The 18887-nt window shown below is 62.4% G+C and carries 21 protein-coding genes; 8 read left to right on the top strand and 13 right to left on the bottom strand.

From position 1 onward, the window contains the following. Window positions 1–3 precede the first annotated feature (3 nt). Both HU725_RS03960 and HU725_RS03955 read left to right on the top strand, forming a co-directional pair. Window positions 4–951 (top strand): LysR family transcriptional regulator, encoded by a 948-nt coding sequence (locus HU725_RS03960; protein WP_060478959.1) that lies wholly within the window; start codon window positions 4–6, stop codon window positions 949–951. Window positions 952–1030: 79 nt separating this feature from the next. Beyond that, window positions 1031–2005 carry a 2-hydroxyacid dehydrogenase gene (locus HU725_RS03955; protein ID WP_186477445.1) on the top strand — a complete coding sequence of 325 codons (975 nt, stop codon included), beginning with the start codon at window positions 1031–1033 and terminating at the stop codon, window positions 2003–2005. 50 nt (window positions 2006–2055) lie between these two features. Here the strand turns inward: HU725_RS03955 and HU725_RS03950 are convergent, their stop codons facing one another. Then, window positions 2056–2973 (bottom strand): DMT family transporter, encoded by a 918-nt coding sequence (locus HU725_RS03950; protein ID WP_186477444.1) that lies wholly within the window; start codon window positions 2971–2973, stop codon window positions 2056–2058. A gap of 183 nt (window positions 2974–3156) precedes the next feature. Between HU725_RS03950 and HU725_RS03945 the strand changes: the two genes are divergently transcribed. Next, a complete protein-coding gene (locus tag HU725_RS03945; protein ID WP_060478955.1) occupies window positions 3157–4032 on the top strand; it encodes a helix-turn-helix domain-containing protein in 876 nt (291 codons plus the stop codon). Between the two features lie 34 nt (window positions 4033–4066). Here HU725_RS03945 and HU725_RS03940 read toward each other — a convergent pair whose 3' ends face one another. From HU725_RS03940 to HU725_RS03915, 6 genes are all read right to left on the bottom strand, one after another. Beyond that, on the bottom strand, window positions 4067–6457 hold the full coding sequence (locus tag HU725_RS03940) for a TonB-dependent siderophore receptor (RefSeq protein WP_186477443.1): 2391 nt from the start codon (window positions 6455–6457) through the stop codon (window positions 4067–4069). Between the two features lie 103 nt (window positions 6458–6560). Then, the gene (locus HU725_RS03935) at window positions 6561–7541 is read right to left on the bottom strand and encodes a FecR family protein (protein ID WP_186477442.1); all 981 of its coding nucleotides are present in this window, start codon (window positions 7539–7541) and stop codon (window positions 6561–6563) included. Then, window positions 7538–8089, bottom strand: coding sequence for an RNA polymerase sigma factor (locus HU725_RS03930; RefSeq protein ID WP_186477441.1), 552 nt, complete (start codon window positions 8087–8089; stop codon window positions 7538–7540). Before HU725_RS03930 ends, HU725_RS03935 begins: the two co-directional genes overlap by 4 nt. 4 nt (window positions 8090–8093) lie before the next feature. Continuing rightward, the gene (locus tag HU725_RS03925) at window positions 8094–8420 is read right to left on the bottom strand and encodes a DUF3325 domain-containing protein (protein ID WP_186477440.1); all 327 of its coding nucleotides are present in this window, start codon (window positions 8418–8420) and stop codon (window positions 8094–8096) included. After that, window positions 8420–9991, bottom strand: a complete 1572-nt coding sequence (locus tag HU725_RS03920; protein ID WP_186477439.1) for a PepSY-associated TM helix domain-containing protein — start codon at window positions 9989–9991, stop codon at window positions 8420–8422. Before HU725_RS03920 ends, HU725_RS03925 begins: the two co-directional genes overlap by 1 nt. Further along, a complete protein-coding gene (locus HU725_RS03915) occupies window positions 9988–10290 on the bottom strand; it encodes a DUF3649 domain-containing protein (RefSeq protein WP_186477438.1) in 303 nt (100 codons plus the stop codon). Before HU725_RS03915 ends, HU725_RS03920 begins: the two co-directional genes overlap by 4 nt. 232 nt (window positions 10291–10522) lie before the next feature. Between HU725_RS03915 and HU725_RS03910 the strand changes: the two genes are divergently transcribed. Both HU725_RS03910 and HU725_RS03905 read left to right on the top strand, forming a co-directional pair. Continuing rightward, window positions 10523–10870: an HPF/RaiA family ribosome-associated protein gene (locus HU725_RS03910; protein ID WP_060478948.1), complete on the top strand. Its 348-nt coding sequence runs from the start codon at window positions 10523–10525 to the stop codon at window positions 10868–10870. 125 nt (window positions 10871–10995) lie between these two features. Then, entirely contained in the window at window positions 10996–11298 is a 303-nt protein-coding gene (locus tag HU725_RS03905; RefSeq protein WP_186477437.1) for a DUF3509 domain-containing protein, read from the top strand. A gap of 3 nt (window positions 11299–11301) precedes the next feature. Here HU725_RS03905 and HU725_RS03900 read toward each other — a convergent pair whose 3' ends face one another. Together HU725_RS03900 and HU725_RS03895 are read right to left on the bottom strand one after the other, a co-directional pair. Next, window positions 11302–11595, bottom strand: coding sequence for a hypothetical protein (locus HU725_RS03900; protein WP_060478543.1), 294 nt, complete (start codon window positions 11593–11595; stop codon window positions 11302–11304). 113 nt (window positions 11596–11708) lie between these two features. Beyond that, complete coding sequence (locus HU725_RS03895) at window positions 11709–12179, bottom strand: phosphate-starvation-inducible protein PsiE (RefSeq protein WP_060478549.1); 471 nt, start codon at window positions 12177–12179, stop codon at window positions 11709–11711. 298 nt (window positions 12180–12477) lie between these two features. Here HU725_RS03895 and HU725_RS03890 point away from each other — a divergent pair, with 298 nt between their 5' ends. After that, window positions 12478–12744: a YebG family protein gene (locus HU725_RS03890; RefSeq protein ID WP_060478542.1), complete on the top strand. Its 267-nt coding sequence runs from the start codon at window positions 12478–12480 to the stop codon at window positions 12742–12744. A gap of 6 nt (window positions 12745–12750) precedes the next feature. On the opposite strand, the gene HU725_RS03885 is transcribed toward HU725_RS03890, so the two are convergent. Further along, window positions 12751–13770, bottom strand: coding sequence for a Leu/Phe/Val dehydrogenase (locus HU725_RS03885; RefSeq protein WP_186477436.1), 1020 nt, complete (start codon window positions 13768–13770; stop codon window positions 12751–12753). Window positions 13771–13893: 123 nt separating this feature from the next. Between HU725_RS03885 and HU725_RS03880 the strand changes: the two genes are divergently transcribed. Next, window positions 13894–14700: a SirB1 family protein gene (locus tag HU725_RS03880; protein ID WP_060478540.1), complete on the top strand. Its 807-nt coding sequence runs from the start codon at window positions 13894–13896 to the stop codon at window positions 14698–14700. On the opposite strand, the gene maiA is transcribed toward HU725_RS03880, so the two are convergent. Genes maiA through hmgA form a run of 3 tightly spaced genes read right to left on the bottom strand, consistent with a single transcriptional unit; the run spans window position 14694 to window position 17935 of the window. Further along, window positions 14694–15326: a maleylacetoacetate isomerase gene (maiA, locus tag HU725_RS03875; protein WP_186477435.1), complete on the bottom strand. Its 633-nt coding sequence runs from the start codon at window positions 15324–15326 to the stop codon at window positions 14694–14696. The two genes, HU725_RS03880 and maiA, sit on opposite strands and share 7 nt — an antisense overlap. Before the next feature lie 11 nt (window positions 15327–15337). Beyond that, entirely contained in the window at window positions 15338–16630 is a 1293-nt protein-coding gene (gene fahA / locus HU725_RS03870; protein ID WP_060478538.1) for a fumarylacetoacetase, read from the bottom strand. Between the two features lie 3 nt (window positions 16631–16633). Beyond that, complete coding sequence (hmgA, locus tag HU725_RS03865; protein WP_186477434.1) at window positions 16634–17935, bottom strand: homogentisate 1,2-dioxygenase; 1302 nt, start codon at window positions 17933–17935, stop codon at window positions 16634–16636. Between the two features lie 114 nt (window positions 17936–18049). Here hmgA and HU725_RS03860 point away from each other — a divergent pair, with 114 nt between their 5' ends. Next, on the top strand, window positions 18050–18832 hold the full coding sequence (locus HU725_RS03860) for an IclR family transcriptional regulator (RefSeq protein ID WP_186477433.1): 783 nt from the start codon (window positions 18050–18052) through the stop codon (window positions 18830–18832). Window positions 18833–18887 lie beyond the last annotated feature (55 nt).

The raw sequence follows: 18887 nt of genomic DNA, 5'->3' as shown, positions 1-18887 counted from the left end.
CCCATGGACACCCTGCAAAACATGCGTGCTTTCAGTTGCGTAGCCCAGTTGGGCAGCTTCACGGCTGCTGCGGCGCAACTGGATACGACCACCGCGAACGTGTCGCGGGCGGTCTCCAACCTGGAAGCCCATCTGCAAACCCGTCTGCTTAACCGCACCACGCGGCGCATCGCCCTGACCGAGGCGGGCAAGCGATACCTGATGCGCTGCGAACAGATCCTCACCTACGTCGAAGAAGCCGAAGCCGAAGCCAGTGACGCCCATGCCCGGCCTGCCGGGCAACTGAAAGTGCATTCGATGACCGGTGTCGGTCAGCACTTCGTGGTCGATGCCATCGCCCGCTACCGTGAATCGCACCCGGACGTGACGTTCGACCTGACCATGGCCAACCGCGTGCCCGATCTGCTCGACGAGGGCTATGACGTGTCGATCGTGCTGGCCACCGAACTGCCGGACTCAGGCTTCGTTTCGCAGCGCCTGGGCATCACTTACAGCATCGTCTGCGCCTCACCCGACTACGTGGCCAAGCACGGCTTTGCGCACAAGCCGGCCGACCTGCTCAAGCACGCCTGCCTGCGCATGGTCAGCCCGGTGATCCCGCTGGAGAAATGGCTGTTCGACGGCCCGGAAGGCCAGGAACTGGTGAACATCACCAGCTCGCCGTTCCAGGTCAACTCGGCGGATGCGATGAAAACCGCGATCCGCAGCGGCATGGGCATGGGCGTGCTGCCGATCTACTCGGCAATCGACGGCCTGCGCGATGGCAGCCTGGTGCGGGTGATGCCTGAGTACCGTTTGCAAGAGCTGAACCTGTATGCCATCTACCCGTCGCGTCAGTACCTGGATGCCAAGATCAAGACATGGGTCGAATACCTGCGCAACTCGCTACCAGAAATTCTCGCAGCCCATGAAGCTGACCTGAAAACCCATGAACTGCTGATCGCCAACTAAAAAGCTGCTGCGCAGTGGCGGTGGACAATGGTAGGTTGCTAACCAATCAAGCCCAATCACCGCCCTGAGATGTCGCCCGATGAAAAAGACCGTACTGGCCTTCAGCCGCATCACGCCGGCCATGGCCGAGCACCTGCAGCAAGACTTCAATGTGATCGTGCCCAACCCCAAGCTCGGTGACATCAGCGCCCAGTTCAACGAAGCCCTGCCCGAAGCACACGGCCTGATCGGGGCCGGACGCAAGCTTGGCCGCACGCAGCTCGAAGGCGCGGGCAAGCTTGAGGTGGTGTCCAGTGTCTCGGTCGGCTACGACAATTATGACCTCGACTATTTCAACGAGCGCGGCATCGCCTTGACCAACACCCCCGACGTGCTCACCGAGAGCACCGCCGACCTGGGTTTCTCGTTGATCATGGGCTGCGCCCGGCGCACCGCCGAGCTCGATGCCTGGACCAAGGCGGGCAGTTGGCAGGCCACGGTTGCGCCAACCCACTTTGGTAGCGATGTGCATGGCAAGACCTTGGGCATCGTCGGCCTGGGCAACATCGGCGCCGCCATCGCCCGCCGCGGCCACTTCGGCTTCAACATGCCGATCCTATATGCCGGCAACAGCCGCAAACCTGCCTTGGAACAAGCGCTGGGTGCCCAGTACCGCAGCCTCGACCAGTTGCTGGCCGAAGCCGACTTCGTCTGCCTGGTGGTGCCGCTGTCCGATGCCACACGCAAGCTGATCGGCGCCCGCGAACTGAAGCTGATGAAGCCGAGCGCATTTCTGATCAACATCGCCCGAGGGCCGGTAGTAGACGAGGCGGCGCTGATTGAGGCACTGCAGAACGGCACCTTGCGTGGCGCTGGCCTGGATGTGTACGAACAAGAACCACTCAGCGACTCACCGCTGTTCAAGCTGCCCAATGCGCTGACCTTGCCGCATATCGGTTCGGCGACAGCCGAAACCCGACAGGCCATGGCCAACCGAGCAATGGAAAACCTGCGTGCCGCGTTGCTCGGTGAGCGGCCGCGGGATCTGGTGAACCCACAGGTGTGGAAGGGCTGACACCATCTACTGCCTGAACCGGACTACTTAGCGCAAAGGTGAGGCGTTTTTCAACGTTCTGCTCCCCTTGTGAGGCACCGAGCGGGCATGTGCACAGTAGCCCTGGCTTTGCGAAACACCAGCACATTCCCGGCCATCACCGCCAGCAGCCCAAACAGTGCTGGGGTTGTCCACTGATAGCCCTCGGCGAAGGCCGACACGTTCAGTGCAACCAGCGGGAACAGCACAGTGCAATAGGCTGCCCGCTCCGGCCCCATGCGCCCGACCAAGGTAAGGTAGGCGGTGAAGCCGATCACCGAGCCGGGGATGACCAGGTACAGCAGCGAGCCGACATAGCGAGCATCCCATTGCATGGCGAAGGGGATGCCCCTGGCCAGGCAGTACACCGCCAGCAGCGAGGCGCCGTACACCATACCCCAGGCGTTGGTGGTCATGGGTTTGAGCCCGGCCTTCTGCTGCAGGCTCGAAAGCATGTTACCGGCCGAGAAGCACAGCGTGCCCAGCAGGGCCAGGCCCAGCCCGTAGAAGGTTTCGCGGCTGGCCTGGTGGTGGGAAAGCTCGGGCCAGAACAGCAGGCCCAACCCCAGTAAACCCAGCGCACCACCACCGATCACGTTGCTGGCGATCTTCTGGCCGAAGAATAGCCGGGCATTCAGGGCATTCCACAAGGTGGCGGTCGAGAACACCACGGCGATCAAGCCACTGGCAACCCACTGGCTGGCCGTGAGAAAGCACATGAAGTTGACGCAGAACAGGCACACGCCCTGCGCGAGGCAGATAGCGTGGCCGCGCCGGCCCATCGGTTGCAGCCGGCGGGTGAACAGGAGGATGACGAACAGGATCACGCCGGCCAGGGCGAAGCGGTAGACGATCGACACCGGGATGGCGACCACGCCCAATTGCAGCTTCAAGGCGATCCAGGTGGTGCCCCAGATCAGCACGGTCAGCAGGTAGAGGGACAGGTTCATGGTGGCGGCTCCTTGGTCCTTTGGAAATCGATGCCCAGCGTTTCGCGGGTAACCCCGCTCTCACCAGGAGCCTCAGTATTCTTGCGACCGACGTTTGCCCGCTTGCACAAACTTGCGCTTTTGCGCCTGAGACAGCAGCCACCGCAGCGCAGGCGCAGTAGGATGAGCGCAAGAGGACAGACCATGACACCACTGAGCCAACTGCAAGTGTTCAACGCCATGCACGCCTCGCCCAACGCCCGGCTGGAGCTGAGCGCGCACCTGGGCGATGGGCTGGCGGCGGCGTTGTGGAGCAACCGCGACGACGCACGCGACTATCAGGCACCGAGCCATCACACCCTGTCATGCTACATCGCCGATGGCACCGGCACCTTCCGTCGCCAGCGCCCTGCCGACAAGGGTGCGCCGGACAAACTGTGCATCATGCCGGCCGGGCACGAGTCCAACTGGGTCGTCAACGGCGCCATCCGCCTGGCGCACCTGTATATCAGCGAGGCGCAGTTCGCCTTGGGCTGCGTGCGCCTGCTCGACCGCGAACCACGGGAACTGCAACTGCAGGAGGCGACCTTCCTCGATGACCCCCAGCAATCGCTGCGTTTTCGCCATTTGATCACCCTGGCTTGGGATGAGCCGGCCGAGCGTCTGCTAGCCAGCAGCCTGGCCCATGACATCGTCGATCATGCCGTGCTCAGCCAGGTTGGCCTGCGCCGCGGGTTACGGCTCAAAGGCGGGTTGGCACCTAGCCTGCGTCGGCAACTGGTGGACTATATCGAGGCGCACCTGGAGCAACCGATCACCCTGGGCGAACTGGCCCTGCGCAGTAACTTGTCCGAATACCACTTTGCGCGAATGTTCCGCACAAGTTTCGGCCTGCCGCCGCATCAGTACCTGCTGGCGCGGCGACTGCATCGCGCTTGCCAGCTACTGCGCCTGGGCGACTTGCCATTGGGTCAGGTGGCGCTGTTGTGCGGGTTCGCCAGCGCCAGCCATTTCAGCAACCGCTTCCGCCAGGCCATGGGCGCCTCCCCTGGCGAGTACCGCTGCGCCGTCCGTGGCTGAGTGCGAGCATCGGCTCCACCTGGCTGCCCAGCCTTCAGAATTCGAAGGTGCTGGACACGCTCACCTGTCGCGCATCACCGAGGGCGACGAAGTACTGGTTCACCGCTGAGCTGTAATACACCTTGTCGAAAAGGTTCTTCACGTTCAGTTGCAGGCGAACGTTGTGTTCGTCCAGCTTGGTCTCGTAAGTGGCGAACGCATCGGCCACGGTATAGCTGGGCAGGTCGAAGGTGTTGGTCGAGTTGCCTGGCCGCTCACCGACATACCGCGCCCCGGCCCCAAAACGCAGGCGATCGCCACCAATCAGGCTGCCAAAGTCATACACCGCCGACAACGAACCGCTGTGGCGGGCCACGTTCTGCAGGCGGTTCCCTTCGATGTCCGGGTCCTTGGTGACCTTGGCGTCGGTGTACGCGTAGCTGCCGATCAGGCTCCAGCGCTCGCTGAGCTGGCCGGTGAGGTCGAGTTCGACACCCCGCGAGTTGACTTCGCCAGCGTTGCTGTAAAGCGTCTCGCCGCTGGCACTGTCGAAGTTGGAAACCAGCACGTTGCGCTTGGTGATATCGAACAGTGCCAATGTGCCGGTCAGGCTGCCGGGCATGTCGAGCTTGGCACCCAGCTCCCAGGACTTGCCCTCTTCCGGTGCCACCGACGAATCCAGTACCACGCCGCCAGTCAGCGGGGCGATGCTGGAGTTGGGCTTGAACGACTCGCTGTAGCTGCCATAGAACGACAGCTGGTCGTCGACCTTGTAGACGATGCCGGCATGGGGTACCCAAGCCTGGCCATTGGTGTCGGTGTTGGCCTTGAACGGGCGGCCGCGGCCGGCGTACTGGTCGTATTGCTGATAGCGCGCCCCGGCGACCAGAATCCAGTGCTCGTCCAAGTGCAGCGCGTCCTGCACGAACAACGCGTCGGTGCGCAGCTTGTCGGTCTGGTCGCTATCGCTGGCACGCACCGTGGTGCCCTCCACTTCCTGGCCATATACCGGGTTCAGGTAGCTGAACGTGGACCTGGCGCTCTGGCGGATCAGGTCGCCGCGAAAGATTTTGCGGTCCTCGTGGTCGACGCCGAACATCAGGTCGTTCTGCAGGCCGGCCAAGGTGGCCGTGCCATTGAGGCTCAGGGTGGCGAACTGGTCGCGGCTCATGGCGTTGTGCGTGCCATCGATACTGCGGGTCAGCGTGCCCTTGGCTTCGTTGATGCCAGCAATGCGAACCTGGCTGGCATCGTAGGTCTCGCGGTTGAAGCTGTAACCGAAATGCAGCTTCCAGTCATCGGCCAGCTGATGGTCGACTTCCAAGCGATAGAGGTCGGACCTCCCTTGCATGTCGTTGAATGGCTCGTCCAGCCGCCGGGTAGCGGGTATGTTCAAGGGGTGGCCGTTGCTGCCGAATGCCGTGCCGCGGTCGAACGGGGAGGTGAACTCGCGGTGCTCGTAAGCCAGCACCACTTGGGTATCTTCACCGAGCCAGGCCAGCGACGGCGCCACCAGCGACTCGCGGTGCACGCCATAGTTACGCCAGTAGTCCTCGTCCTCGTGATCGACGATCAGCCGATAGGCGAAGTTGCTGTCGCCTAGCGCACCGGTGCTGTCCAGGCCACCGCCGCTGCCGTTCTTGCCGCTGCCGTAGGTCGAGCCACGCACGCTCAACGCGTTGTATTGCTGCAGTTGCGGGCGTTTGCTGACCACGTTGATGACCCCGCCAGGGTCTTGTATGCCGTACAGCAAGGAAGCTGGGCCCTTGAGCACTTCTACCCGCTCGGTGCTGGCATTGAGGCTGCGGCCCTGCACCACCGGCATGCCGTCGCGCATGATCGAGCCATCACGGTTGTCGCCGAAACCGCGCTTCATCACGGTGTCGGCAGTGCCCCCGAAGTTGTTGCCCTGGGTGATACCGCTGACGTTGGCCAGCGCATCGTCCAAATTGCGCGGTGCCTGGTCGCGAATGACCTGCGCGGGCACTACATTGATCGCCTGGGGGATATCCTGGGACGGCCCTTGGCCGCGCATGATCGATGGGCTGGCCGGCGGCTGATAGCTGTAGCTGTCCATCTGCGAAGTCACCGTGGTGGCTTGCAAGTTGAGGGCGGCAGCGCTGGCCACAGGTTCGAGCGTCAAGGTGCGGGCGTCGAGGCGGCGCCAGGTCAGCCCGCTGCCGCCCAATAGCTGTTGCAAGGCCTGCTCGGCGCTGAACGAGCCGTTGAGCGCCGGAGCCTGAACATTGGGCAGCTCAAGGGTGTAGACCACGCTTTGCCCGGTGGCACGGCTGAAGGCATTCAAGGCTTGAGCCAGGGGTTGGCTGGGCTGAGCGAAGCCATGCAACTGGAGTTGTTCGGCAGCTGCCAGGCCAGGAGCAGCAAGGGTGGCCGAGCACGCTGCAAGGCCAAGCCAGAGGGGAACGCAACGAGGGGTGAAGTTCATGGACGCTGACCTGTGAGAGGGCTATTACTGCGAATCAATCGCACTTTCACTCATTACACGGATGCCGCCTCTGATTACCTCACTGGTATTTGAAAATTTTTTCTCAGCGGATCACGGTTAGCCGGCCAAGCAACGTCCTGCGCTCGAAGCCCAGCAGTTTGGCCAGCGAGTCGAGGGCGGCCAGTGGTTGATCGGCAGGGAAGCTGCCGCTGACCCTGCGCTGCCCCAACTCAGCGTTCAGCACAACGATGCGGCCAGGGTAATAGCGGCCCAGGTCAGCCACCACCTGGGCCAGCGGCACCTGGTAGTAGCTCAACCAGCCCTGGCGCCAGGCCAGCCGGCTATCACTGTCAACGCGCGCGATATCACCGCTTAGCCCGTTGCTGTAAGCCAACTGTTGATTGGCCGTGAGCACCTTGCTCGCCTCGCCTGGCTTGGCAACCACCGCCACCCGCCCGTTGCGCACCGTAACCTGGGCGCCCTGCCCTTGCTCGCGCACCTCGAACTGCGTACCCAACACCCGCACCTCACCGCCTGCGGCCTGCACCACGAAGGGTTGCCCGGTATGGGTCACCTGGAAGAACGCTGCGCCCTGCAGCAGGCGCACACGGCGTTCGCCTTGTTCAAAGTCGACGGCGATGGCGCTATGGGCGTCCAAGGTCACCTGTGACTGGTCCGCCAGGGTTACCTGGGCCAGCGCATCATCGCTGCTGTAGTCCGCCTGCAGGTTCAGCCACCAGTCAGTCGGCCGCCAGCCGCCGGCCACACTAATGGCCAGCACCAGGCAAGCGGCGGCCAGCGCTGCACCGGCACGGCGCCAACGGCCTTTGTCGCGGGGCTTGGCCATGGCCTGCAAATAGTGCTGCAAGTCTGCCTGCTCCAGCGCGGCCAAGCGGGCCGCCGGCGCCTCGCACAGTTGCCACAACGTTTGGGCTTGTGCATAGGCCTGCCGATGGCTGGGATTGGCCAGCAACCAGCGCTTGAAAGGCGCACTGCTAGCTACTGCGGGCTGCTCGTTGATGCGGATCAGCCACTGCAAGGCCGCCTCGGACACGGTGGCGGTGGTCTGCTGCGGGTCGCTCATCGGCGGGCGCTCCCTGGCCTGCGAATAAAGGTCGCGGGCTCGGCAATACTAGCCTTGCACGCCTCTAGGGCGCGCATCATATGCTTTTCCACGGTGCTCTGGGAAAGCTGCATGGCCTTGGCGATTTCGCCGTAGGTGCAGCCGTGTATGCGGTTGAGCAGAAATATTTGCCGAGTACGCTCAGGCAGGGCTCGCAGCGCGGTTTCGATGCGCTGCAGATCATGATCGACCTCCAGGGCGTGTTCCGGGGCCTGAGGCTGCGCAGCTTCATCCCCCGCTAGCGAGGCTTCGGCGACACGCTCGCGGCTACCTTCACTGCGCAAATGATCGATGGCCAGGTTGCCGGCACAACGCAACAAGTAGGTATCGAGCGCCTGGGCTTTGACCTCGGGCCGTCGCCACAAGCGCAGGAACAGTTCCTGAACCAGGTCGGACGCCGTGGCACGGCAACCGACCCGGCGGTTGACCATGGCTTCCATGCGCGCACGCTGGGCCAGAAACACTTGAAGCAAACGTGCACGGGCGCCGTCGTTGTCAGAATCAGTCAAGGCATCACCCGTTCAACAGCGCCAGCAGCGGCCCGAGCACCAGGCTGACAGCTGCCAGGCCGAGCAGCAGCCACGGTCGATAGGGTAGACCGAACACCCACACGGTGACTCCCGCCATCAGGCAAGCGACCCATTCCACCAGACCATGGGCCCAGCCTCGCCCATGAACGGCAAGCGCCAACGATACTGTCAGCAACGACCACCCGACGATTCGCAACACGCGCAGCTTGAATGCCGAGGGTTTACGCACCAGCAGCGCGCTGAAGTGTTTTTCCATCGCCAGGCACAGGGCAGCGAAGCCGGCGAAACCGATCAGGGCAAAACTGAGCATCACTTGACCTCGACCATCGCGGGCGAAACTTTGGCCGCCTTCGCCGCGCGTTGGCTAGCAGGCTTCGCAGGGCGCAGCATGCTGCTCGCAGCCCAGGCAAGGAATACCCCGCAGGCCAGGGCGGTGAGGTCGAAGCCGGCCATGGCCCAGTCACCGGCCGGGACCGAGGCGTTGAGGCCTTGGCCAGTACTCAGGGCATTGAGCGCCGGCAACAGCGCAAAGGCTGCTGCGCCCACTGCCAACTGCTCGCCCCAAGCCTTGCGGCCCGGCCGCAGCACGGCATGCGCCAACGCCGCCAGCCAGATCATGAAGAAGGTATTGATCTCCCAGTCTGCCCGCCCTGGCAGCGTCACCGGCAGCAGCCGATTGGCCCAGAAGTATCCCGCCACCGCCACGACCAGCCCACTCATGCTGGCGATGTTGAGCACCTCGACCAGGCGCAGCTCACCCGGCAGGCGTTGAGCCTTGGCATGCTTGAGCTGGCGCTTGCCCAACCACATCACCAGGCCCGTGCCAATCACCGCTGTGCCGGCAAGCCCGAAAGCAAAGTACAGCCAGCGTAGCCAGGGCCCAGCGTAGTTACCCATGTGCAGACCGGCGAAGCTGAATGCGGTCATCATCGCACCGCTTTCAGGCGCACCCTGGCTCAGCAGCTCGCCGGTGGCACCGTCGAAGGTCCAGTTGGCGCTGCGCCTGTAGGGAACGCTGTCAGCCGAGGACTGGGTGAACGTTACCCTGGCATTGCGATCCCCGGCGTTCTGCACCTGGATGAACCCCATGTGCGCACCGGGCGCCTGCGTCTGCACCTTGGCATACAGGCTTGCCAGCGGCACCAGCGGTGTGGCGACGTTGACTACCTGGGGAGGGTCGTCGCGGCCGAAAAGGTCATTGAAGTAGCCGCTGCTACTGCCATAACTGGCCATGATGCTTGCGGGCATGACCAGGTACATGAACAGCACCAGGCTGCTGTAGCTGATCATCAGGTGAAACGGCAGCACCAGCACGCCGATGGCGTTGTGCCCGTCCAGCCACGTGCGCTGCCCTTTGCCAGGGCGAAACGTGAAAAACTCTTTGAAGATCTTCTTGTGGGTGATGATCCCGGTCACCAGCCCCAGCAGCATGATGAAGGCGCACAACGTCGACAGCCAGCGGCCCCAGGGATAGGGCATCTGCAGCTCGAAATGGAAACGATAGAAGAACTCGCCGCCTCGGCTGTCGCGCGCCTCTACTGGCTGCCCGGTCTGGGCGTCGAGGGTTTTCCTGACAAACCCTCGGCGCCCGCCCTCGGGGTCACGCCAACCCACGGTCAAACCCGCATCTCGCTCGCTGGGCAGGCGGATCATCCAAGTGCTCGAATGCGCGCCATTGTGCTCCAGGTACTGCTGGGCCAGACGCAGGCTGGCCTGCGCGTCGAGGGCATGGCGGCGTACTTCCGGCTGCATCCAGTGACTGACTTCTTCCTTGAAGTACGACAAGGTGCCAGTGAGGAATATGGCAAACAGCAGCCAGCCAAATATCAGCCCGGTCCAGGTGTGAAGCCAGGCCATTGCCTGGCGCAAACCTTCCTTCATGGCTGTTGCATCCAATAGGCAAAGCCGCCGAGCAGGCCCAGCAGCACGCTCGGCAGCAGTACACCGAGCCAGGCACGCCAGGCACTGCGGCAGGCGAAACAGCCGATGAAGGCCAATACATAGATGACGAACGAGAGCATCAAACCGGTCAGCGTGGCATCGACCTGAGGCAACGGCAGCAGCAGCGCAAGGCAGATACTGAACAACGATGCCAGCACGTAGCCACCCAGCAACGCGGCCAGGCTGCGTGAGACCACAGCCAGGCGATAGCTCAGAGGAAGTCCGGCAGAGCGCTTCATGGAAAGTGTCCGGAAAGTGGGACTGCAATAATAATGATTTCAATTCTCATAAGCAAAGAATCGAAACGACTTCTCGTCTGAGGGGCAATTTGCAACAGAAAATTTATTTTCCATTAGGGGTTGTAATCGCCGCGCGGTTGCCTGACCTTAGAGTCAAGAGGCGCAGAATTTCCAGGCCCCTCAAGGGCCTAGGCACGCCTCCCTGCGAGCAAGCTGAATAAGGATTGGAATCATGCAAATCCAGGTCAACAGCAGCAACCATATCGAAGGCAACATCCGTCTGAACGAGTGGGTCCGCAGTACGCTGGAAGCCAGCCTCGAACGCTTTGATGACGACCTCACCCGGATTGAGGTGCACCTGCGCGACGAGAACGGTGCCAAGCCCGGCCCGCATGACAAACGCTGCCAATTGGAGGCTCGCCCAAAAGGCCATCAGCCCATCTGCGTGACCCACACCGCTAACTCGCTGGACCAGGCGGTTGACGGTGCCGCCAGCAAGCTCACCCATGCGCTGGAACACTTCTACGGCAAACTGCGCAGCAAACGTGGCGTACTGGAGCTGAACGATCCCGACGCCTGACAGGCATCCGTAACGAAAAACGCCCGGCCTGAGCCGGGCGTTTTCATGTGCAGCGATCAAAGGCCCTGAACCAATTCGCGCAATGGCCGGTCAATTTTTGCAGTCATTCATTGTGGGCCTCGACCATGAACAACCCATTCGAACAGATCAGCGCCGCCTTCGCCCCGCAGTACCGGGTCAACCTGAGTATCGAGCGGTTGGACGGCAGCATCATGCTGACCCTTTCCGACGACGCTGGCGTGGTCGCCAAGCGCCTGATCAGCCAAGCTCAGCGCAATGACCCGGTGCGCCTGCAACGGGTCATCGACAGCATTCGCCTTGGGCTGGCGATCGAGCTGGGGCAGAACCCGTTACAGGTGCTCGCAGCCCTGACCCGTGATCCCCACCCGCAGGCGCGTCCGTTCACCGGAATCGGCGTGGCGAACTGACGCTTACCCCTGCTGCAGCAACTGGCCGATCTGCTTCTCCAGATCCCGTAGGCGTAATGTCCCGACACGGTGAGCGCTGTCGAAGGTATCGGGCTGATGGAACAGGCCGAACAACCCTTGATCATAGGTCGGCTCCTCCCCTCGCTTGAGCCAGTACAACGACTCTTCGACCAGCGAGCGACTGTTGACCACTTTCAGGTCTATGACATCCGCCACTTCGGTGACATGCACCGCATAGGGGTCGAGCCCGAAGGCTTGCTTGAGGTGAGCATGCACAGCTTCGATATCCAGTTTCATGACAATCCCCGCTCGGCGTGATTGGTTCGCGACCCCGTGTCACGAATCCCGCAAAAACGCCGAGGAAGATTCAAGCGTGCCAGCGACCAGCGCTGGCCACAGATAACTAGCCCCTACTTGCTTTCCTCCACATCCTTGCCGTTGGCGTCCAGAGCCTTGGTCGAGGGGTAGCGGTACGACGCATAGCGCACTACCAAGATCGAAAACGCCAACAGCAGGATGCCACCGCAGACATACAGCAACCCCACATCAGGCGCCTTGTGGTGTGATACATCGCCAATCAGCAGCCGCGTCAGGGCGGTAATCGCTACGTAAAGCAAAAAGCGGATCGGCATGTGGTTGGTCTTGAAGTAGATCCCAACCATCGCTCCAAGCTCCAGGTAGATGAACAGCAGCAGAATGTCATCGACGCTGATCCCACCCTTGCCGAGCATGTCGAGAAAGGTCACCACCGCAGCATAGGCGGTGATGGCGCCGATGCCGAACAGTGCGAGGTAGTGGAACGCCTCCACACACAGGTTGCCCAGCGAGTCAGCCGAGCCATGCAGGCCCTTGCGTAGTTTCTCTGCCCATTTGATGTCCACGATGTCCGATTCCCCGATACGACTTTAAGGATGATGCGTCAGCTCTGTGACGCTTGTGCCATGCAGTTAAAGGGCCAGGCCCCAGGCTTGGAAGGCGACCGATTGCCGCAAGGCACGGGCGGCGCACGATTTTGGCAGCGCTACAATTTCCGGTTGCGAAATGATTGCTTTGCCATTACTGTATATCGATACAGTATTCAGTAACGGTAGCCTGCCTACTGCGCTGGATAGCCACTGAACCGCAAAGCCACGGGGCACATGCCCGCCCCTTTGGCGATCACTGACCGAGAGGCCTCGTATGGCTGTAGAGATTCTTTACCGCAGCACGCGCGATTTGGAGACCACGTTCTTGGACCGCAAACTCGCAGACGCCCATGACCAGATGCTGGAACTGGCCGAAGTGTTGACTCAAGTGCTGGTCAAGCATGTGCCAGGCCTGGACGAAAACATGGCCGAAGAGGCAAGCATCTTCATGGCCAAGAACAGGGCAGTATTCGCTGCTGCGTTCAAGAACAACGCCTCGGCATTGGCTGAACTGGATGGGTCGGACAAAACCGACGAGTAAGTAGCCCTACGGATAAAGCAGGCGCTCAGCGAGCATCTGAGCAACCCGTGCGGGCGAGCGCTTTTGCGCCTGGGCATGGCCAAATATCTCGGTCAGGCGCGCAGGTATGCCCGCCAAATGTGCAGTGATGGTGCTCAGGGCTTCTCCCTGATGCTTGAGGGCGACATAAATCAGCCCTCCGGCATTTATCACGTAGTCGGGGGCATACAGGATGCCTCGTGTTTCCAGCTGATCAGCTACTTGCAACGTGGTCAGCTGGTTGTTCGCCGCACCTGCCACTGCAGCGCAGCGCAACTGCATCACCGTTTGCCCATTGAGCACCGGCCCCACACCGCAGGGCGCAAAAATATCGCAGGGTGTACTGATCAAGGCGTCGTGGGTTACCGGGTGCGCGTCGAACTGCTCCACCGCAAGGCGCACCCGGCCTGGGTCCAGGTCGCTGACCAGCAATTCCGCCCCCGCCGCGTGCAGTTGCTCGGCCAGGGCATAACCGACGTTGCCCAACCCCTGAACCGCCACTCGCAGTCCTTCGAGGTTACTGCTGCCAAGGCGTGCCTGAGACGTGGCGCGTATACCGGCAAACACTCCGAGCGCCGCCTGCGCAGAAGGGTCCCCGCAAGCTGTGGTGCTGGTGACGTGTGGGGTGCTCTGGGCGATGCAGTCCATGTCTTGTGTGGAAGTGCCACTGTCCACGGCCACGATGAAACGCCCTTGCAAGGTGTCGACGAAGCGGCCGAAGGCCTCGAACAGCGCCGCGCGGTTTTCCACATGAGGGTTGCGCAAGACCACCGCCTTGCCGCCACCCAACGACAACCCGGCCAGGGCCGCCTTGTAGCTCATGCCTTGGGCCAGGCGAACGGCGTCGGCCATGGCGCTTTCGTCATCGGCATAGGGTAGATAGCGGCAGCCACCCAGCGCAGGGCCCAATTTCTCGCTGTGAATCGCCACGACGGCCTTGAGGCCGGTGGGCGGGTCGATGAACAGGTGCAGCGACTGGGTACGGGTGCTTTGCATCAGGGCGAACATCTACGGCTCCCCAACGAGGTGCTCATAGCAGTATAGGCACGCGTCAGAAATGGGCACTGCGAGCGGACCACTGGACGAATGCACGCGCCACGGCTAATACTCAAGCGTGAGTGGAGAACCCCCATGAACCCACGTCAAGCCTGCCTGGCCTGCCTGGAACGCGAGCCGGTCGCCCTGCTGGAAGCTGCCCTATGGATTGCTGCCGAGCATGATCGGCAGGTCGAGCCTGCCGCATGCCTGGCTGCATTGCGCAATGTCCAAGGGCAGATCAGCGCCAGTCTGCCCATGCTGCCACTATCGGAGCTCGCTCAACCGCTGCTGCGCCAGCTCAACGCGCTGGGCTTTCAACAAGACGAATACCACCCGATCCGCCCCCATGCGGCGTTGCTGGACAAAGTATTGCAGCGCAGACGCGGCCAACCGCTGGCGCTGGCGATCATTACCCTGGAACTGGCTCAGCGCTTGTCCATCCCCTTGGAGGGTGTGGCATTTCCGGGGCACTTTCTGCTACGGGTGCCGGGCGCCGACCACCTGCTCGACCCCTGTGGCGGCCGTCGCCTCTACACCAACGATTGCCGTGAGCTACTGGCGCGCCAGTTCGGCCCACAGATGCCATTGACAGCAGAGCACCTGCGCAGTGCCAGTGCGAAGCAGATGCTGCAGCGACTGTCACGCAACCTTCGCCAGTTGCATATCAGCAACGACAACCACTTGGCTGCGCTGGTGGATGCTGAGCGGGTGATGCAACTGGGCCCAGTGCAGGTCAGCGATTACATGACCCGTGCCACGCTCTATCAGCGGCTGGACTGCCCCCACGCCGAACGCTTCGACCTGGAGCATGCCCTGCTGCTGACCGAAGACCCCGTCCAGCGGCTGAAGCTGTCTGAACGGATCGCCAAGCTTCCGAGCGCCAAGCGCTCTATTCACTGAGCCGGGGTGTCCACCTGGCAGGCCGGATGCGCCTTGGCGAATGCCGGATGCCCTTTGGCAAGGCCCGCCACCCGGGCTATGCGCGGGTACGGGCTCAGGTCAATATTGAAGCGCTCGGCGGCATATAGCTGCGGTATCAAATAGACATCCGCCAGCCCCGGCTGGCTGCCGAAGCAATAGCCATGCTCGCCAATCAACTGCTCGACGGCGGCCAGACCGTGGCGGGTCCAGTGGGCGATCCACTGATGGACCTGCGTTTCATCATGACCCAACTGCCGAAGTTGATTGAGCACGCTGACATTGTGCAGCGGGTGCACATCGCAGGCGATGAGCGCCGCCACCCCACGTACTTTGGCGCGCATGTTGGCATCGGCCGGCAACAGTGCCGGCTGTGGATACGCCTCTTCCAGATACTCGATGATCGCTGGCGATTGCACCAGCAGCTCACCCTCGTCAGTGCGCAAAGCCGGCACCCGGCCTTGGGGGTTAACCGCAAGGTAGCCTGCCGCATGCTGCTCGCCCTTGAGCAAATTGACGGGCAAAGCCTGAAACTCCAGGCCCTTCAATGCCAGGGCTATGCGCACGCGGTAGGACGAAGTGGAACGGTAATAGGTATACAGCTCCATGGCCCACTCCCTCAGTTGGCCGCGATGATCTTGCCGCGGCATTCGCCGAAGCCGATGCTGCCTACACCATCACGCGAGCAGCGCGCACGCAGGATGATTTCGTCACCGTCTTCGAGGAAGGTGCGCTTCTCACCGCTGGCCAACTCCACCGGTTGCTTTCCACCGAGCGTGGTTTCCAGCAGGCTGCCATAAGCGTCGGGCGTGGCGCCGGACAGCGTGCCGGAGCCGAACAGGTCACCAGGCTGCAATTGGCAGCCGTTGACGCTGTGGTGGGCGATCAACTGCGCCACGGTCCAGTACATGTTCAAGGTGTTGCTCAAGGCCAAGCGGTGGGCCGGCAAGCCCTGCTCGCGCATGCGCTCGGTAAGCAGCAGCACTTCCAGCTCGATGTCGAAGGCCCCGCGCGCCTGGTCCTTGGGGTCGAGCAAATAAGGTAGTGGCTGCGGGTCGCCGTCCGGGCGGGCCGGCTGGGCGCAGCGGAAGGGCTCCAGCGCTTCGGCTGTGACTACCCACGGCGAAAGCGTGGTAATGAAGCTTTTGGACAGGAACGGGCCCAGGGGCTGGTATTCCCAAGCCTGAATGTCCCTGGCGGACCAGTCGTTGAGCAGGCACAGGCCAGCCAGGTGCTGATCGGCCTCGGCTATTGGGATGGCCTGGCCAATGTCATTGCCTTGGCCGATCCAGATGCCCAATTCCAACTCGTAGTCCAGGCGCGCGCAGGGGCCGAAGCGCGGTTCGGTCTCGCCAGCCGGCAAGGTCTGGCCTTTGGGGCGGCGTACGTCGGTGCCAGAGGGGCGCAAGGTGGAGGCGCGGCCATGGTAGCCAATCGGTACGTACTTGTAGTTGGGCAGCAAGGGGTTGTCCGGACGGAACAGCTTGCCGACGTTGGTGGCGTGCTGGATACCCACATAGAAATCGGTGTAGTCGCCAACCTTGGCCGGCAAGTGAAGCTGACACTCGCTGGCCGGATACAACGCCGCTTGCAGCGATTGTTGATGCTCGCAGTGCTCGCCCAGCAGCTCCAATAGACGCTCACGCAGTGCCACCCGTGCAGCGCGCCCAAGCGCGAAGAAAGCGTTCAGCGCGCCACCACGGGTCGCCTCCACCGCAACTTTGGCCTGGCCTGCAAGCAAGCCTGTGGCCAGCACGGCCTCCAGGTCGAGGATGGCATCGCCAATGGCGACGCCACAACGCAGCGCCTCACCCGGCCGGCTGAAGATACCCAGTGGCAGGTTCTGCAATGGGAAGTCGCGGTGCCCGTTGGCGTGCTCGACCCAGCTACGGGCAATGGCGGTCTGGTTCATCGGTTATCTCCGGTTCGGGTTGAAGGTGCTGGGCAAGCTAGCCCAGCAACTGTCGTAATCTGCCTGCAGTTGCGGGCTGTCGAGTGCCTGCAGGCTGGGGCGCAGCACTTGGCTGGTTTCGAACATGAATGCCATGGTGTTGTCGATCTTGTGCGGTGCCAGTTGCGCCGCAATGGCCTTTTCGCAGGTTTCGGCGTCCGGACCATGGGCGCTCATCACCCCATGCAGCGATGCGCCACCGGGCAGGAAGCCTTCGGCCTTGGCATCGTAGGCGCCGCTGATCAAGCCCATGAACTCATTCATCAGGTTTCGGTGGAACCATGGCGGGCGGAACGTGTTTTCGGCCACCATCCAGCGGGGCGGGAATATCACGAAATCCATATTGGCCATGCCGTGTACGCTGGTCGGCGATGTAAGTACGGTGAAGATCGACGGGTCCGGGTGATCGAAACTCACCGTGCCAATGGTATTGAAACGGCGCAGGTCGTATTTATAAGGCACGTTGCTGCCGTGCCAGGCGACCACGTCCAGCGGCGAATGCTGCAGCTCGCAGCCCCAATGCTCACCAAGAAACTTCTGCACCAGCTGCACTGGCCCTGGGGCCTCTTCGTAGCGCGCCACCGGGGTGAGGAAGTCCCTGGGGTTGGCCAGGCCGTTGCTGCCAATCGGCCCCAGATCCGGCAGGCGCAGCGGTGCGCCATGGTTCTCGGCGATGTAACCGCGGGCCTGGCCATCGAGCAACTCGACACGGAATTTCATCCCGCGAGGCATCACGGCGATTTCCTGCGGCTCGATGTCCATCACCCCCAGTTCGGTAACAAGGCGCAGGCGGCCTTGCTCTGGTACCAACAGCAACTCGCCGTCCGCGTTGAAGAACACCCGCTGCATGGAGCGGTTGGCGCGGTAGAGGTAGATACTGACCCCCGCCGGCTTTTCGGCCACCGAATTGGCGGCCATTGGCAACCAGCCTTCGATGAAATCGGTAGGCTCGGTGGGTATCGGCTGAGGGTTCCAACGCAGACGGTTGGGCGTGACCGCCCCCAGCGGCCCCGACAGAGGCTGGCGCTCAAGGCGTTCGAAACGAGGGTGCAGCGCCGACGGACGGATACGGTATAGCCAAGTGCGGCGCAGCTCGCTGCGGGGCATGGTGAACGCCGTGCCCGACAGCAGCTCGGCATACAAACCATAGGGGGCCTTTTGCGGGGAGTTCTGCCCGATCGGCAGTGCGCCGGGCAGTGCTTCGCTGGCAAATTCGTTGCCGAAACCGCTCAGGTACTGAAGGTCGGCGGACGTGTCGCGGTTCATCGATGCCTCCGGATTTTGTTTTTATCGTAATTTGATTACGAATAACGTAATTTGCTCCCTGCCAGGCGTCAAGCTATAAAGGCGCGACGCGAAACATCCGGAAGCTTCATACCCATGGCCAAAGCCAGCTCCAGCGCCGACAACGGCAAGCAGAAAGTCCGCTCGGCGGAAGTCGGCACCGATATACTCAAGGCCCTTGCCGAACTCTCGCCGTCCACCTCGCTGTCACGCCTGGCAGAGCACGTGCAGATGCCGGCGAGCAAGGTGCATCGCTATCTGCAAGCACTGATCGCCAGCGGCTTCGCCGAGCAGGATGGCGCTACCAACCACTACGGTCTGGGGCGTGAAGCCTTGCGTGTGGGGTTGGCAGCGTTGGGCAGCATCGATGTGTTGAAGGTAGCGGCGCTGCCGCTGTCGCAATTGCGCGACGCGCTCAACGAAAGTTGCTTTCTTGCGGTATGGGGCAACCAAGGCGCCACTGTGGTTAGCATCGAGCCTGCCGTACGAGCGGTCACGGTGGTGACTCAAATTGGCTCGGTATTGCCGCTGCTCAGCTCTTCCACTGGCCTGGTGTTCGCCGCCCACCTACCCGAGCGTGAGACCGTGGAGTTGCGCGACCGCGAACTGGTGGCACTGCAGCAGAGCGCCTGCGTGTATGAGCCCTTGCTGGCAGGCATCCGCGAACGCGGCTTGCACCATGTGCACGGTCTGCTGATGCCCGGTGTGGATGCGTTGTCTGCGCCAGTGTTCAACGCCATGGGGCAGATCGCTGCGGTGATGACCGTGGTCGGGCCGACTTCAATTTTCCATGCCGATGAGAACGGCCCGGCAGCGCAGCGGCTACTGGCTGCCGCCCGTGACACCAGCTGGCGCATGGGCTACGCGCCAGCGCCTTGAAACGACCGCCAGGCACTATTGCCCGAAACGTAAAGGTGAATGTCACAAGCGGCTA

Origin of the sequence: Pseudomonas promysalinigenes, assembly GCF_014269025.2 — a bacterium.
Lineage (GTDB): Bacteria > Pseudomonadota > Gammaproteobacteria > Pseudomonadales > Pseudomonadaceae > Aquipseudomonas > Aquipseudomonas promysalinigenes.
This window is presented reverse-complemented; position numbering and strand designations above follow the sequence as displayed.

What these genes read in the sequence shown, in the direction of transcription:
- HU725_RS03960 (WP_060478959.1), top strand. Translation starts at nt 4, where the DNA reads ATGGACACCCTGCAAAACATGCGTGCTTTCAGTTGCGTAGCCCAGTTG.
- HU725_RS03955 (WP_186477445.1), top strand. Translation starts at nt 1,031, where the DNA reads ATGAAAAAGACCGTACTGGCCTTCAGCCGCATCACGCCGGCCATGGCC.
- HU725_RS03950 (WP_186477444.1), bottom strand. Translation starts at nt 2,973, where the DNA reads ATGAACCTGTCCCTCTACCTGCTGACCGTGCTGATCTGGGGCACCACC.
- HU725_RS03945 (WP_060478955.1), top strand. Translation starts at nt 3,157, where the DNA reads ATGACACCACTGAGCCAACTGCAAGTGTTCAACGCCATGCACGCCTCG.
- HU725_RS03940 (WP_186477443.1), bottom strand. Translation starts at nt 6,457, where the DNA reads ATGAACTTCACCCCTCGTTGCGTTCCCCTCTGGCTTGGCCTTGCAGCG.
- HU725_RS03935 (WP_186477442.1), bottom strand. Translation starts at nt 7,541, where the DNA reads ATGAGCGACCCGCAGCAGACCACCGCCACCGTGTCCGAGGCGGCCTTG.
- HU725_RS03925 (WP_186477440.1), bottom strand. Translation starts at nt 8,420, where the DNA reads ATGCTCAGTTTTGCCCTGATCGGTTTCGCCGGCTTCGCTGCCCTGTGC.
- HU725_RS03920 (WP_186477439.1), bottom strand. Translation starts at nt 9,991, where the DNA reads ATGAAGGAAGGTTTGCGCCAGGCAATGGCCTGGCTTCACACCTGGACC.
- HU725_RS03915 (WP_186477438.1), bottom strand. Translation starts at nt 10,290, where the DNA reads ATGAAGCGCTCTGCCGGACTTCCTCTGAGCTATCGCCTGGCTGTGGTC.
- HU725_RS03910 (WP_060478948.1), top strand. Translation starts at nt 10,523, where the DNA reads ATGCAAATCCAGGTCAACAGCAGCAACCATATCGAAGGCAACATCCGT.
- HU725_RS03905 (WP_186477437.1), top strand. Translation starts at nt 10,996, where the DNA reads ATGAACAACCCATTCGAACAGATCAGCGCCGCCTTCGCCCCGCAGTAC.
- HU725_RS03900 (WP_060478543.1), bottom strand. Translation starts at nt 11,595, where the DNA reads ATGAAACTGGATATCGAAGCTGTGCATGCTCACCTCAAGCAAGCCTTC.
- HU725_RS03890 (WP_060478542.1), top strand. Translation starts at nt 12,478, where the DNA reads ATGGCTGTAGAGATTCTTTACCGCAGCACGCGCGATTTGGAGACCACG.
- HU725_RS03885 (WP_186477436.1), bottom strand. Translation starts at nt 13,770, where the DNA reads ATGTTCGCCCTGATGCAAAGCACCCGTACCCAGTCGCTGCACCTGTTC.
- HU725_RS03880 (WP_060478540.1), top strand. Translation starts at nt 13,894, where the DNA reads ATGAACCCACGTCAAGCCTGCCTGGCCTGCCTGGAACGCGAGCCGGTC.
- maiA (WP_186477435.1), bottom strand. Translation starts at nt 15,326, where the DNA reads ATGGAGCTGTATACCTATTACCGTTCCACTTCGTCCTACCGCGTGCGC.
- fahA (WP_060478538.1), bottom strand. Translation starts at nt 16,630, where the DNA reads ATGAACCAGACCGCCATTGCCCGTAGCTGGGTCGAGCACGCCAACGGG.
- hmgA (WP_186477434.1), bottom strand. Translation starts at nt 17,935, where the DNA reads ATGAACCGCGACACGTCCGCCGACCTTCAGTACCTGAGCGGTTTCGGC.
- HU725_RS03860 (WP_186477433.1), top strand. Translation starts at nt 18,050, where the DNA reads ATGGCCAAAGCCAGCTCCAGCGCCGACAACGGCAAGCAGAAAGTCCGC.